Below are 14,282 nucleotides of genomic sequence, written 5' to 3' on the forward strand. Positions count from 1 at the left end.
TAGCAGGTCGTTAGATTGCTGACCAGCAACGGTCGTGCGGGTAGATGATCGTGCGCCTGAAAAGATGATTGACTAACTAAGCGGACACCCCCCTTTTCATCGATAGGTCCAACCTGTTAAAATGGGGCCAAGAACGTTTAAGCAAGACGTTTTGACTAAGAAGGGGTGACTTTAGTGGCCGTCATTACCATGATTGAGGCACAAAAACGTAGCGGCCGTTATAATGTTTACTTAGACGGCGCTTACGCATTTCCGGTGAGTGAAAGTGTTTTGGTGGACTTTCGCTTAGCTAAGGGAATGGAAGTTGACAAAGCGTTGACTGCACAGCTAATCGATGCTGATAATGTGGCGAAAGCGTATAATCGCGCGTTAGATTACCTGTCACAGCAGTTACGGACGGAAAAAGAAGTACGAGATAAGCTGGCTGATCTGGAAATTCCCGCGGAGACCATTGCGGCGACGTTACAGAGATTACGATCGTTAGCCCTCGTTGATGATGCCCACTACGCGGCGAGTTACGTTCGGACGATGATGCATACGGGAGATAAGGGTCCGCGCGTTATTCGGCAAAACTTACGACACAAAGGGGTTTTAGAACAACCGATTGATGAGGCATTAACGCTATATACAACTGAGGAGCAACTGACTGTGGGGACAGCAGTGGCGGCTAAGTTGGCTAAGCGATACCAGCGTCAACCATTTGGGACGCAGCAGCAAAAGATTCGTCAGGGACTATTGACACGGGGCTTTGATAATGATTTAGCTACCAAGATGCTAGCAACATTAGACTTAACACCTGATGAAGATGAGCAATGGGCCTTACTAGTCAAGCAAGGAGAAAAGTTGTGGCATCGGTATCGCACATTAAGTATGCGAGAACGTCAGTATAAGACAAAACAGGCGTTATATCGTAAGGGGTTTAATTTAGATGATATTAGCCGTTGGTTAGCTGATTTAGGGGAATCAGCGCAGTAAAGCCACAATTAAAGAGTAGGGGTGAAAACTATGCAACGGAGAACTCTGGGGATTTTGGTAGTTGTTGGACTAGTTTTAGGGGTTGGTGGTGGACTAGCTTGGTGGTTTAACGGCCAAGCGCAAATGAAGCCAGATACAACGGCTAATCGTCAAACCGTGGTGAAGCCTGTGAAGCCACAGCCAAAAAAGAAAGCTAAGCCGCAACCTAAATCGACCATAAAGGCAACAGCGGCAACGCGAGAGATTGATGCTATTTTGCGGGCTAATCGGTTCGTGGGTACGGCACTGGTAGTTCGCTCGGGTAAAATCATCTATGAACAAGGCATGGGATATGCCGATGCCACCCGTCACAAAACTAATGGCGTCAATAGTGTTTATCAATTAGCGTCCGTCCAAAAATCGTTAACCGCGGGGTTGGTAATGAAGTTAGCTGCTGAAAACAAGTTGGCATTGACGGACCCGCTGGCTAAATACTATCCCCGAATTAAAGGGGCGCGCCGAATTACTTTACGAGATATGCTGGATATGAAGAGCGGGTTACGCTTAGTTGCCTTTCCTGATAAGCTGAACTCTGAAAATGGCATGCTCAGATTTGTTCAGAAAAATGTGATCAGCCAACCCCAAAATATTGGTAAATGGGATTATTCACCGGTTAATTTTATGTTATTAGCGGGAATTATCCAACAGGTAAGTGGTGAGAGCTATCGTCAGTACTTTACGGATAATATTATCCGGCCATGGCATTTAAATCACACTGGATTTGTCTTCAATATGGCCCATCGTAGGGCCTACTCACAAGGCTATCAAAACAGTGATATGGCTGACGTAGCGGCTACTTATAATTCACGCTATCCGGAATCACGGGCGTCAATGTTCTATCAGTTTGGAACGGGACAGGTATACATGTCGGTCCATGATTTGTTTGTTGCGGAGCGCAATATGCTGCAAGGAAAGTTGTATCCAGCTAGTGACGTTAATACCTTATTAACGCCGGGTTCATCGTCTATGTATGGGGGCGGTGCGTACGTTTATCCTAACTACATTCGAGTGCACGGCTTGGCTTATGGCTATGAAGCAACGGCATTGGTTAGCAAGACGGGACAAGATGGCGTCGTACTACTCAGCAACTACTACCGGGCTAATCAGCTATCGCAAACGCCCGCAATGCAAATTTGGAATTTACTATCGGCTGGACAACTCAAGTCATAGAAGTCTGAGTTGTAGCCGGTTAGGAAGTCATATGTCGTTATAATAGCAAACCCAGCATCCACAGATAATACTTTCTGCGGGTGTTGGGCTTTTTGGTGGTTATTTACGGTTTCGGACGACTGCCATAGGCTCGTTTAGACTTATAACCGGCGGCCAAAATTTGGCGCATGTCGGCAATGTGCCGTTGCTTGGTTGCTTCAGCTTTGGCGCCGAAGATGTAACGCGCCCATTCACGTTGATAGCCAAGTGTTAGATGATTAAAAAACGCGAGTAGTTGGGGATCATCAGCTAACAACTCAGCAACTTGTGGAATCATGGGTTCAAAGGTACTTAGTGCAGGTTGGGGCATCGGTCTTCACCTCTTTAACATTCTAAGCTTACCGTAAATCGGGAAGGTTCTCTAGCTTTTATTGACCAGAATCGGTCTGAACCTATCCAAAAAGCCCTGAATCTGGTATAATGTTGAGTGAATTTTTATAATTACCCGTTACTTTAGAAAGTAGGGTTTAGACATGACGCGCGAAGCTAGAGGACCTAAGGAAGGCGACTTCATTACGATCAAAAGCTACAAGCACGACGGAAGTTTGCATCGAACTTGGCGCGATACCATGGTACTCAAAACAAGCGAAAATGCCCTCATTGGCGTGAATGACCATACATTGGTCACCGAAGATGATGGGCGGCGGTGGGTGACTCGTGAACCCGCTATCGTTTATTTTCACAAGCATTATTGGTTTAACATTGTGGCAATGATTCGAGACAACGGGGTGTCTTATTATTGTAATTTGGCGTCCCCATACGTTTTGGATAAAGAAGCGTTGAAGTACATCGATTATGATCTCGACGTAAAAGTTTTTCCGGATGGTGAGAAGCGGTTATTAGATGTCGACGAGTACGAGGACTTTAGCCAGCGATGGCATTATGGTGAGGAGACTGATCGGATTTTAAAGGCGAATGTGTTAACGCTAGTCGATTGGATTAATCATCATAAGGGACCTTTTTCCCAAGCCTACGTTGACCTTTGGTATCAGCGTTACCAGGAATTATTGCGACGATCAACCGATCAGTAAGAGTTGTCTTCCGTACCACCAGGAGCAAGTCCATTTGTGGCTAGCTCCTTTTTTTAAAGAAAGGGGACTGTTCATGAAAAAAGCGGCGAATTCCCGACTAATGTTTTGGTCCGTTGAATTACTTATTGTCGCAGCATTGATTTGGGTGTGTACCCAGATTAGCTTTTTATTCTCACCAATTGGCGTCTTTTTATCGACCATCTTCATTCCACTGTTATTATCCGGTGTGTTGTTCTATCTATTGAATCCGGTGGTTAAGCTGCTGGAAAAGATTCGGTGGAAAAAGTTTCACGTTAATCGGACGGGAGCAGTTGCCATTGTCTTTTTACTGTTAATTGGTATCCTAGTGGCCGGTGGTGTCTGGTTGATTCCTCGGTTGGTCAACCAAGTTTCAACCCTGGTGGGGAGCATTCCGGATTTTGCCAAATCTAGCGAAGCGGTTTTGGCCAAGCTGATGAAACATCCCTTATTACAGAATGTTGATTTTTCAAAATATTTGAATCAGATTCAAAGCGCGTTTGCCAAGTATGCGGAAGGTTTTATGAGTGGGCTGACAACGGGAATTGGCGCGGTTATTGGGACAGTGACAACCGTTACGGTGACGGCAATTACAGTTCCGGTGATGTTGTTTTACATGCTGAAGGATGGCGAAAGATTCATGCCAGCGGTTCAGCGCTGGTTGCCCGCTAAGCATGCCGATCAGACCGTGGAATTGCTTAGTCGGATGAATCAAACGATTGCCCGTTATGTGGGTGGTCAGATTGTCGAGTGCCTGTTTGTCGGGACGTTTACGGCAATTGGATATATGCTTTTTGGCCTGAAATATGCGTTGCTGTTAGGTGTTTTCAGCGGGTTGTGTAATTTAATACCTTATGTAGGTCCCTATATTGGTATTTTGCCAGCACTAATCGTGGCCTTTACGATTAGCACCAACATGGTTTTATACGTCGTGATTGTGGTTGTTGTGGTTCAACAGGTAGATGGTAATTTAGTCTACCCCAATATTATTGGACGGTCATTACAGATTCATCCATTGACGATTATTATCATCTTATTGGCTGCTGGAAATATTGCTGGGTTGATGGGAATGATTTTAGCCATTCCATTATATGCGGTTTTTAAAACGGTGGTACAGTATCTTTACAATATCTGGCAATTAGATCATTCAGAGCCAGAACCGGCCGAAAAGACCCCAAAGTTATCAAGAAAAGACTAACGTTTGTGGTTTGAAGTTGACGTGACCGCTGAATATGCTACTATTTAGAGTGTTATTGAATTTTGTGCCCCGTGGTCAAGACCAGGGAGATTAACCAGATAAAGTAGGAGAGTCTACATGAAAAAAGTAATTACGTACGGAACGTTTGACCTGATTCACAAAGGCCATATCCGTTTATTAAAACGCGCAAAGGCCTTAGGCGATGATTTAACGGTTTGTGTCTCTTCCGATGAGTTTAACGCGGAGAAGGGCAAGCGGGCTTATACGTCGTACGAAGACCGGAAGTATATCTTAGAAGCAATTAAGTATGTGGATCACGTTATTCCAGAAACCACGTGGGATCAAAAGATTCGTGATGTTCAGGAGAACGATATTGACATCTTTGTTATGGGTGATGATTGGAAAGGTAAGTTTGACTTCCTGAAAGATTACTGTGAAGTGGTTTATTTACCACGAACGGAAGGCATCTCAACGACAAAAATTAAGCATGACTTAGGCCTGACAGACGAAGACGACTGGAAGGAAAAAGAGTAACCGTAAAAATCCTTAGTCGATGACTAGGGATTTTTTCTTAGTGAGTTAAGTATGGAGGCAAACGAATGCAGCGAGTAATCTTTTTAGTGACGTCCTTAAATGGGATGCATAAACCCAACTTCACGAAACAATTATTACAGGCACTGCAACAAGGACAACGGGTTGTTATCTTGGCAGCGTTGATTGACTTTGAAGCAACCTGGACAGTGCGTGCGTTTTTAAATCGGTTAGCACAGACTGAGCCGCAAGTTAAGCAAATCGAGTTGCTGACATTAGCTGATTTATTTAAAGATGAATCGGGATTGACATTGACTAGTGACGAACGAAATATGCCTGACTTAGTGGCTTTTGATGAACGGTTGTTTGTTGATGGTCAAGAGCAAGTTAAACGGTACTTAAACGCGGGACATTTGGTTGCTGAACGGCGGCAGTTGGATGATGAAACCCCGATGGTTTTACGCCAGTATCAGACTGATCAGTTGGTACAAATTGACACTTATGATCTGTCCGGACGGGTTGTCGGCATTGAAAAGATAGTAGATGAGGTTGCTCAGACCAGCTATGTCTTGAATCAAAAGGGTGAGGCAGTATTACGGTTTGTACGGCACGAACGACCGATAGAAAAGGTCTATAACCTCAGTGCAACGTCCGCAATGCTGGCAACACAATTCGCCGAAGCAAAGCAGGCAGCGGCGATGATGAATATGAGTAAGCGTGAACGAGATCGAGCAGCGGCCGAGGTGGCCGATCAGACCTCGATTATTAAAACAACGGAAACTTACTACGGGGTTCTCGCATATTCTAACTATCAGCGTTTTGGTCAAGTGTATGCGTTCTACGAATCACTGTTATCGCGGTTAATGACCTCAACAACCCGATTGTATGTGGATCTGGCTGATAATGCGGCGTTGGCCCCTCAGATGCCTGATCAATTGATTTTTAACTACTAAGGAGTTTTTCCATCGTGCGTGCGATTTTATCTGGATTACATCATAAAAAGAATTTACAGGAACTCGAACTGGAACTGATCGATGTCCCCGAACCATTTGACGATCTGGCCGTGACCTTCTTGGAAAAACAGACCAAGGCATCATTAACGTTGCCAGTCAGTGAGGTCGTCAGTGCCGAGGTAGTTCGTTTGCGGCTGGATCCTAATGCTTTACAGTTTACGGATGCCGGGCAAAGCGAGTTCAGTTGGGAACTTTATCTGAACCTACGTCAACAAAATACACGGGGTCTGATTCAGGTTGAAAGTGAGTACTTAAGTGATCGGCATCAATTGTCGTTAACTAGCTACTATCAAGTGAATAGTGATGCGAACGGGATGGCACTGTTTAATATGCATACACAACAGGCCGAATCCGAGTTCACGATTAGTGCAATCAACTTGCAAGATGACCAATTACAGGTAATTGGTCAGAGTCAAATCAATCATCAACCCATTCAAAATCAACGGTTGGTGCTGAAAAATGTTAATGAGGCGAGTTCGGCTGAATGGCCAATTACGCAGATGAGTTTACATGGCCTCTTTACGGCGGCGATTCCTTTATCTGATTTGGCAGCTGATAGTACGCAGCAACTGTTCATCCGCTCGACTGTCGCCGGTCAAGACTTAGAACAGCGAGTCGTCTTAGCCAAATCATTAGCAGGGCAGGTTACACAAACGATTACGGCTAATCACCGGTTAGTGATGATTGAGAAGCGCTTTGATAATGGCATTCGCGTGCAGGAAATGGCGGCACCGACAATGGGGGAACGACTAGCTAGTGTTCCTGGTAAAGTCGGTGGTGTAACCCGGTTATTGTCAATGCTAATGGATAAGGCCAACCTGTTCTATATGCGGCGGCTGTTCAAGCGTGGGCATCGTCCCTATGATCAACCAACGTTAATCTTTGAGAGCTTTGGTGGTCGGCAAGTAAGCGACTCGCCCTACGCGATTTATCAGTTGTTCCGTCAATTGTATCCGGGCTTTACGTGTATCTGGTCGATTGATCGGTCCCAAAAAGCCTTCTGTAAGGAAAATGGCATTCCGTTTGTCGTGCGCCGGACCGCTAAGTGGGTACGGACGTTAGAGAAAGCCACATTTTGGATTAGTAATGCGCGGTTCCCATCTTGGGTCCGTAAGCCCAATTATGTGACCTATATTCAAACTTGGCATGGAACACCGCTGAAAAAGCTGGGACTAGATATTGAGAACGTGTCAATGCCTGGAACGACGACGACGAAGTATCATGCTAACTTTGTGAAAGAAGCGAACCGTTGGGATGCATTGGTATCGCCTAACGATTATTCTACTCGGATTTTCCGGTCAGCCTTTGGTTTTAACAATCAGATCTTAAAGGTTGGCTACCCCCGGAATGATGAACTCATCAATAGCACGCCGGAAGACGTTGTGGCTTTAAAAGAATCTATGGGAATTCCATTGGATAAAAAAGTGATTCTCTACGCGCCAACTTACCGGGATAATCAGTTTGCGGAAAAGGGAAAGTATACGTTTGAGTTACCGTTCTCGCTGGATGATTTCCGGGCGAAATACGGTCAAGATGCCGTATTGGTTTTACGGATGCATTACTTGATCTCTAATGCTTTGGACATCAGTGGTTATGAGGGTGTTGTTTTTGACTTCTCTAATCATCCGAATATTTCTGATCTATACTTGATTAGTGACATGCTGATCACGGATTATTCATCCGTCTTCTTTGACTTTGCCTATCTCAAGCGGCCAATTCTATTCTATCCATACGATTATCACATGTATAAGGATGAACTACGGGGCTTTTACTTGGATTATGAGGCAGATCTGCCTGGCGAAATTGCGCATGATGAAAAGCAATTGCTGCAATTAGTGGGTGAAAAATTACAAACACCTGATATGAGCGGTAATCAGAAATTCATGGACTTCTATCGTCGCTTCTGTGCGATTGACGACGGGTTAAGTTCACTTAAAATTGTGAACTACGTGATGCAACAAATTGAAAAGGGTAATTAACACAAAAGCCGCATTGCTACGGGAGTCTTCCCGAGGCGATGCGGCTTTGACCTTAATTGTAATGAATGACTTGTTGATAAGTGTGGTGGCTAGCCTGTTTAGCCGCAGATTTATCGGTGGTCAGGGTGGCGAATTGACGGTTTAAGATTAACCGGTAATTGTGGCGAACGAGGGCTACTTGTGGATGTTGACTAGCGAGTGAATGCTGAGCCTGCTGTGCCAATTGGATGGTTTTAGTCGTCTGATTGGTGTGTTTGACCAAATAAGTTACGTTACGACTCGCTTTCTTAGCCTGCGGGCTAATCGGTTGATGGGGCGTTCGACTACTAGCTAACGATTGATGCATATTCGTGGTTAAACTCGTGATTTCATAATACTGGGTTTTCTTGACCCGTAGTTGGGCGTAGGTTTTAAATAAGAGGTTGTTGAGTAGTAGTGCGATCACGGCAATGCCAACGCCACAAAGAATCACGGACATCATTGGCCGCAGTGAGCGTTTATGGCGACGAGAAGAAAGTAAGCCGATTAGACCAGCAATCACAATTAGAGCGCCTAGTCCAAAAATGAGATCGATTAAGATGGCCTCCGTAGATGCTGACATGTTGTCACCCGTTTCTAATTAAATTTCATTCTTCTATCATACCACGAAATGAGGGAAGTCAAGAGAATAACCGCAACAACCGTGAATTGTCCGCCTAAACGTGTTAAAATTAAAGCGCTGTGTCATTTAAGAATGTCACGATCAGGTGTCAGACGAAAATATAATTTGTGAGGAAAAAATATGAGCGAAAAGACTTTAGCGACAGCGGTCGATAAGCGGCGAACGTTTGCCATTATCTCCCACCCCGATGCCGGGAAAACGACGATTACTGAACAGCTCTTGTTATTTGGGGGTGTGGTTCGTGAAGCAGGAACGGTAAAGGCCCGTAAGAGTGGGAACTTTGCCAAGTCCGATTGGATGGAAATTGAACAAAAGCGGGGAATCTCAGTCACGAGTTCTGTGATGCAGTTTGATTATCAGGACAAACGAATTAATATCTTGGATACGCCAGGACACGAAGATTTCTCTGAAGATACGTATCGGACGTTAATGGCTGTCGATTCGGCCGTCATGGTTATCGACTCAGCCAAGGGGATTGAGCCCCAAACTAAAAAATTATTTCAGATCTGTAAGATGCGGGGCATTCCGATCTTTACCTTTATGAACAAATTAGATCGGGATGGTCGTGAGCCTTTAGACTTGATCGCTGAATTGGAAGATGTTTTGGGAATTGAAGGTTACCCCATGAATTGGCCAATTGGGATGGGTAAAGAGCTTAAGGGGTTGTATGACCGGTATCATCAGCGGGTTGCCTTATTCCGCCCAGAAGATGACGCCCATCAGTATTTACCACTGAACGCAGATGGCGACCTAGCGACTGCTAATGAGTTGGAAGAAGATGGCCTGTACCAAGAAGCTCGCGACAATATGTTATTAATCGAAGAAGCGGGTAACCAATTTGATGCAGCTAAGATTGCTAGTGGTGACCAAACCCCTGTCTTCTTTGGATCGGCTTTGGCTAACTTTGGCGTGAAGACCTTCCTGGAAACTTACTTGGAGTACGCGCCACAACCGGCTAGTCACCAAACGCCTGATGGGGCAACGGTAGCACCTACCGATCCTGAGTTCTCTGGTTTTGTCTTTAAGATTCAGGCAAATATGAACCCCAATCACCGGGACCGGATTGCTTTCGTCCGAATTTGTTCAGGTGAGTTTGAACGTGGCATGGACGTGATTCAGGAACGGACTGGTAAAAAGATGCGATTGTCTAATGTGACAGAATTTATGGCGGATACGCGCGAAAACGTTGAAACGGCTGTTGCAGGTGACATCATTGGATTATATGATACTGGGAATTTCCAGATTGGCGATGCCATTTACACGGGCAAAACGAAGATCAAGTTTGAAAAATTACCACAATTTACGCCAGAACTCTTTGTTCGGGTAGCGGCTAAAAATGTGATGAAGCAAAAATCCTTCCACAAGGGGATTAATCAACTGGTTCAAGAGGGGGCTGTGCAACTGTATACCTCGTACTCGACTGGTGATTATATCTTAGGCGCAGTTGGACAACTTCAATTTGAAGTCTTCCAGTTCCGGATGCAAAATGAATACAACTCAGAGGTTATTATGGAGCCAATGGGCAAAAAGACAGCCCGGTGGATTAATCCGGATCAATTAGACGAACGAATGTCCTCATCACGAAACCTATTGGTGAAGGATAGCCAAGGGGCACCCCTTTTCCTTTTCGAAAATCGCTTTGCCGAACGTTGGTTCCAGGATAAATATCCTGACGTTGAACTGACCGCTAAACTTTAAAAGTTTAAATAAGTACTACCCCGGATTGCAAGCAGATCCGGGGTATTTTTTTGCCATGTTGTTTATAGGAGAAAAGTTTCAAATTACGAAGTGATTGCTTCCAAAAATGATTATTCACGACTTGCTGGACGGCAGCATGTTAAAATGGTGTCGATAGTTGGGGACTAACCAGTTTAATGGATTTGTAACTAATTAATTAATCTGTTAAATAGAGCGGGAGGAGCGGAAAAATATGACATATTTGAAGTGGGTGCTAACGGTTCTCGGACTGGGAACTGTTTTAGCGACGGGGATGGTTGCTAGTGCGGATGCGGATTATGATCAGGCATTAAAAACCGCTCCTCAAGGTATTTCGCTGGATAATATCTTTGTTCCAGGCACAACTAGTAATAACCAAGCATCGATTGTGAATACGGCTAATCCTGATATTACAGGCACGCAAGCAGCTAAGGTTAATAATGGCAAAAAACAATTTGGCGCGTTATGGTCAACAACTGACAATCATTTTGATCTGACCAAGAATATGAAGAGTTCTATGTGGATGTACTTTGGCAATACAGGAAAGAAAGCAGCCGATGGCATGGCGCTAGTTTTCCAAAATGATACACGGGGACTAGCGGCAACGCCCACCTATGGTAAGACGGTTTCGGGAGAGACGTTAGGTGTTTGGGGCGTAGATACCGACAAGAAGCAAACGACACCGGATAAGCTAGCCAGTACGGCGATTCAAAATAGCTGGGCATTAGAATTTGATACACATTTAAACACGTCAACTAATTACGGCAATACGGGAGATGCTGATTCTTTTGATGTGGGCATCAGTGGCCCCCACATTGCCAGTAATTATCCGGGTGAGGTGAGCACCTATGAGATGGTGCGGACGTCGACGTTGTTACCCATCTATAGCGTTGGGTACTATGCGACGCAGACCCATGCCGGAACCATCACGGGTGACTACACTATGTTGTCAAACGGCGCTTGGCATCACCTGACAATCGACTGGCAGGCTAGTACCAAACAGATGACGTATACGTTTGATGACAAAGACCCAAATACCGGTAAAAAGCAAACTGGGAAGAGTGCTAGCGTGACGCTAGATACAACCAAGATTGACCCCAACAATACTGGACAAGTTCGATGGGGCTTCACTGGTGCCACGGGTGATAGTTATGAAAACAATCTGGTAATTTTTGAAGAAATTCCAGGGTTAGTTGAGGTGGATGCTAACGCTACTTTGACTGATATGACGCAGAATAAAGTGGTGGATAATGACGGTATCGTTAAGGGCGGCGATAAAGTTCGACTAGACTATCAATTATCTTATGAAGGCGGTAAACAGGAATGGAAGGATGTTGTTGCGCAATTAAAGCTTCCTAGCAAGTTGAGCTTTACTAAGGGCACCATTACGTACGCCGACGGGACGAGTACGGCGGTGGATCTGAGTGGCCTTGATAGTGAGCGGGAATTAACCGTAAAACTAGCTAAGGCTCTTTCCAGTAATAATCAGACAGCAACAATTTCTTTTACGGGGACAGCGGATGAAGTCACGGAACCGGCTTCTGTAACGGGTTTAACGAGTACATTTACCGCGGTTAATGGGGTTGAAACTGCCTCGACAGTCGACTTTACCCTTAATCCGACCCAAGAAGTTTTATTAGCTTCTTTGAACGGGACCACATTTTCTGCCGATGATGGAGATGTGACGGTTAAGGGAAGTGTCGTTGTGCCAGACAGTACCAACTTGAAGAATACAGATATCACGGTTAAATCAACGCTAAATGGACGGGCCCAAGCAGACTTTAAGATATCAGAAAGTGATGACAACGAAAGCGGTCGGTTTGATTACACCGTTAAGCCGAATCAATTAACGGCAGGAGACAATACGTTGATTATTACGGTGGCTGATCCGTACGGTAATGAGTCTAACCCATTGAAGGTGACGATTACGTTAACGGGGCAAGTGCTCTTCAATGGTGTGGCTGAAGCCAGTTCATTTCAAAGCACAACCTTAACGGGTAGCCAACAACAGGTGAAGCGGGGGAATGACTGGCAAGTTAACGTCTTGGACACGCGAACGGCTGGGGCAACTTGGATCTTACAAGTCAGTGCGACCGCGTTTACAACCAAGGACGGGCGACAATTGGCCGGTGGCCTGTACTTCCACGATGACACAGGAAAAACGGCGGTGACGACAACCCCGATGAATATTGCCAGTGGACAATCAACGAGTAACGATGATGAAAAAGATATTGTGAGTGATTGGCAAGACGAGACTGGTTTATTGTTGGACGTCGGCAGTGCCAGTGTGAGCGGTCAGTATCAAAGTCAGTTGACTTGGACACTAAACGATACGCCATAGTGGCACAGAAATCCTACTAGACGACCGCGTATAGAAAAAATAAGAGGCCTTCTCACGAACGTTGAATTCCGTGGGAAGGCCTCTTTAATTGTGATTCAAATTGCTTAATTATAGAAGTAGTTGTAACTCAAGTTAAGCGTTAACTGATTGGGCAACCTTTGCCTGAGCAGCTTGCGCTAAGATGTTTAGGTAGTTGAATGGTCGATCAAAGTTAGGTTGGAAGAGCATATCAACCATCGCTAAGTCATCAATTGTATTTTCGTTTTGGATGCAAACAGAAAGGGTGTTGGCCGATTGTGAAACGTCGTATTTACTCATTAACGCACCACCTAAGATCCGGTGTGTGTCGGGGTCAAAGACTAATGACATCAAAACGGGTTCAGTTGACGGCATAAACTCTGGGCGATAATTATCTTCAACAATCACTTGTTCAGCGTTCAACCCTTGTTGTTTTGCAGCTGCTAGCGTTAAACCAGTTGAGACGATCGTCCGATCATAGAGTGCCAAACCAGAAGATGATTGTGTTCCCATATACTTGACGGTCGGCTTAACTAGGTTTTTACCGACTAGGATACCTTGACGCACCGCGTTAGTTGCTAAGGGAATGTAAGCATTCTGATGGGTTGGGTTGTAGTGCACAGCAGCACTGTCACCAGCGGCGAAAATATCAGGGTTAGAAGAACGCATGTAGTCATCCGTAATAATCGCGCCGTTTGGTGCCATATCGACTTTGCCTTTCAGCAGGTCGGTATTTGGTCTAAAGCCAATGCATAAAATAGCGAGATCCGTTTCATAGCTGTTCTTATCAGTCTTAATAGTCAGCCCAGTTGCACTATCAGTAAAGCTTTCAACCGTTTCACCTAAGGCAAGTTGGACACCGTGATCCCGATAATCTTGTTCAATGACATCCGTAAAATCAGCATCAAAGTACTTGGGCATCACCCGGGCCATCGCATCAATTAAAGTTACGTCATGACCAGTAGTGGAGTAGGCTTCTGCTAGTTCAGCACCAATATAGCCGGCACCAATAACGGTAATCCGCTTGGCTTCTTTAGCATCTTCGATTAGAGCTTGCGCATGTGCCCAGTTTTTGCAGAGCTTAACGCGATCGCTATCGATGCCCGGAATCTTGGGAACAATTGGCCAAGAACCAGACGTCATGACTAGTTTATCGTATGACTCAGTCGTTTGTGCATGATTGGTTAAGTCCTCAACGGTCACTGTCTTTTGATCAGGATCGATTGCTAAAACATTGTGATTCATTTGGACATTGGCACCTAATTTTTGGAGTTCTTCAGGACTTGAATAAAAGAGGCCTTGCGGGTCAGCGACTTTCCCCCCCAGGTAAAGGGCGATTCCACAAGAGAGAAATGAAATGACATCGTTACGTTCGTAGACGGTCACTTCGGCATCCGGGTGTTCGGCCAAGATTTGTTTAATCGCAAAGGTTCCGGCATGTGTACAACCAACAACTGTGACTTTCATAATGTTGCCTCCCAAAACAAATTTTATTGAGATAATTTTCACAAAGCACTGCAAATAAAAAAATCAATTGATTACAACTTTATTTT

The 14,282-nt window shown here is 45.0% G+C and carries 12 protein-coding genes; 9 read left to right on the forward strand and 3 right to left on the reverse strand.

Annotation, left to right across the window (positions count from 1 at the left end):
* Nucleotides 1-189: 189 nt before the first annotated feature.
* Nucleotides 190-975, forward strand: a complete 786-nt coding sequence (gene recX, locus ACP4IT_RS07010) for a recombination regulator RecX (protein WP_021742761.1) — start codon at nt 190-192, stop codon at nt 973-975.
* Between the two features lie 30 nt (nt 976-1,005).
* Complete coding sequence (locus ACP4IT_RS07015) at nt 1,006-2,184, forward strand: serine hydrolase domain-containing protein (protein ID WP_024855550.1); 1,179 nt, start codon at nt 1,006-1,008, stop codon at nt 2,182-2,184.
* Nucleotides 2,185-2,287: 103 nt separating this feature from the next.
* Here ACP4IT_RS07015 and ACP4IT_RS07020 read toward each other — a convergent pair whose 3' ends face one another.
* The gene (locus ACP4IT_RS07020; protein ID WP_011668272.1) at nt 2,288-2,533 is read right to left on the reverse strand and encodes a YdeI/OmpD-associated family protein; all 246 of its coding nucleotides are present in this window, start codon (nt 2,531-2,533) and stop codon (nt 2,288-2,290) included.
* Between the two features lie 163 nt (nt 2,534-2,696).
* On the opposite strand from ACP4IT_RS07020, the gene ntdP reads away from it, so the two are divergent.
* From ntdP to ACP4IT_RS07045, 5 genes are all read left to right on the forward strand, one after another.
* Nucleotides 2,697-3,254 (forward strand): nucleoside tri-diphosphate phosphatase, encoded by a 558-nt coding sequence (gene ntdP / locus ACP4IT_RS07025; protein ID WP_011668271.1) that lies wholly within the window; start codon nt 2,697-2,699, stop codon nt 3,252-3,254.
* Between the two features lie 73 nt (nt 3,255-3,327).
* A complete protein-coding gene (locus tag ACP4IT_RS07030; RefSeq protein WP_041815409.1) occupies nt 3,328-4,470 on the forward strand; it encodes an AI-2E family transporter in 1,143 nt (380 codons plus the stop codon).
* Between the two features lie 117 nt (nt 4,471-4,587).
* Nucleotides 4,588-5,004, forward strand: a complete 417-nt coding sequence (tagD, locus tag ACP4IT_RS07035; RefSeq protein ID WP_011668269.1) for a glycerol-3-phosphate cytidylyltransferase — start codon at nt 4,588-4,590, stop codon at nt 5,002-5,004.
* Between the two features lie 65 nt (nt 5,005-5,069).
* Nucleotides 5,070-5,954 carry a hypothetical protein gene (locus ACP4IT_RS07040; RefSeq protein WP_011668268.1) on the forward strand — a complete coding sequence of 295 codons (885 nt, stop codon included), beginning with the start codon at nt 5,070-5,072 and terminating at the stop codon, nt 5,952-5,954.
* Between the two features lie 14 nt (nt 5,955-5,968).
* The gene (locus ACP4IT_RS07045; RefSeq protein ID WP_011668267.1) at nt 5,969-7,993 is read left to right on the forward strand and encodes a CDP-glycerol glycerophosphotransferase family protein; all 2,025 of its coding nucleotides are present in this window, start codon (nt 5,969-5,971) and stop codon (nt 7,991-7,993) included.
* Between the two features lie 52 nt (nt 7,994-8,045).
* Here ACP4IT_RS07045 and ACP4IT_RS07050 read toward each other — a convergent pair whose 3' ends face one another.
* Nucleotides 8,046-8,594, reverse strand: a complete 549-nt coding sequence (locus ACP4IT_RS07050) for a hypothetical protein (RefSeq protein ID WP_015473947.1) — start codon at nt 8,592-8,594, stop codon at nt 8,046-8,048.
* Between the two features lie 180 nt (nt 8,595-8,774).
* On the opposite strand from ACP4IT_RS07050, the gene ACP4IT_RS07055 reads away from it, so the two are divergent.
* Nucleotides 8,775-10,352 (forward strand): peptide chain release factor 3, encoded by a 1,578-nt coding sequence (locus tag ACP4IT_RS07055; protein ID WP_156646792.1) that lies wholly within the window; start codon nt 8,775-8,777, stop codon nt 10,350-10,352.
* Between the two features lie 232 nt (nt 10,353-10,584).
* Complete coding sequence (locus tag ACP4IT_RS07060) at nt 10,585-12,711, forward strand: lectin-like domain-containing protein (protein WP_226769767.1); 2,127 nt, start codon at nt 10,585-10,587, stop codon at nt 12,709-12,711.
* Nucleotides 12,712-12,843: 132 nt separating this feature from the next.
* Here ACP4IT_RS07060 and ACP4IT_RS07065 read toward each other — a convergent pair whose 3' ends face one another.
* Nucleotides 12,844-14,196, reverse strand: a complete 1,353-nt coding sequence (locus ACP4IT_RS07065; RefSeq protein ID WP_011668263.1) for an FAD-dependent oxidoreductase — start codon at nt 14,194-14,196, stop codon at nt 12,844-12,846.
* Nucleotides 14,197-14,282 lie beyond the last annotated feature (86 nt).

Origin of the sequence: Levilactobacillus sp. LN180102 (assembly GCF_050106635.1) — a bacterium.
In the GTDB taxonomy this organism is placed as follows: Bacteria; Bacillota; Bacilli; order Lactobacillales; family Lactobacillaceae; genus Levilactobacillus; species Levilactobacillus brevis.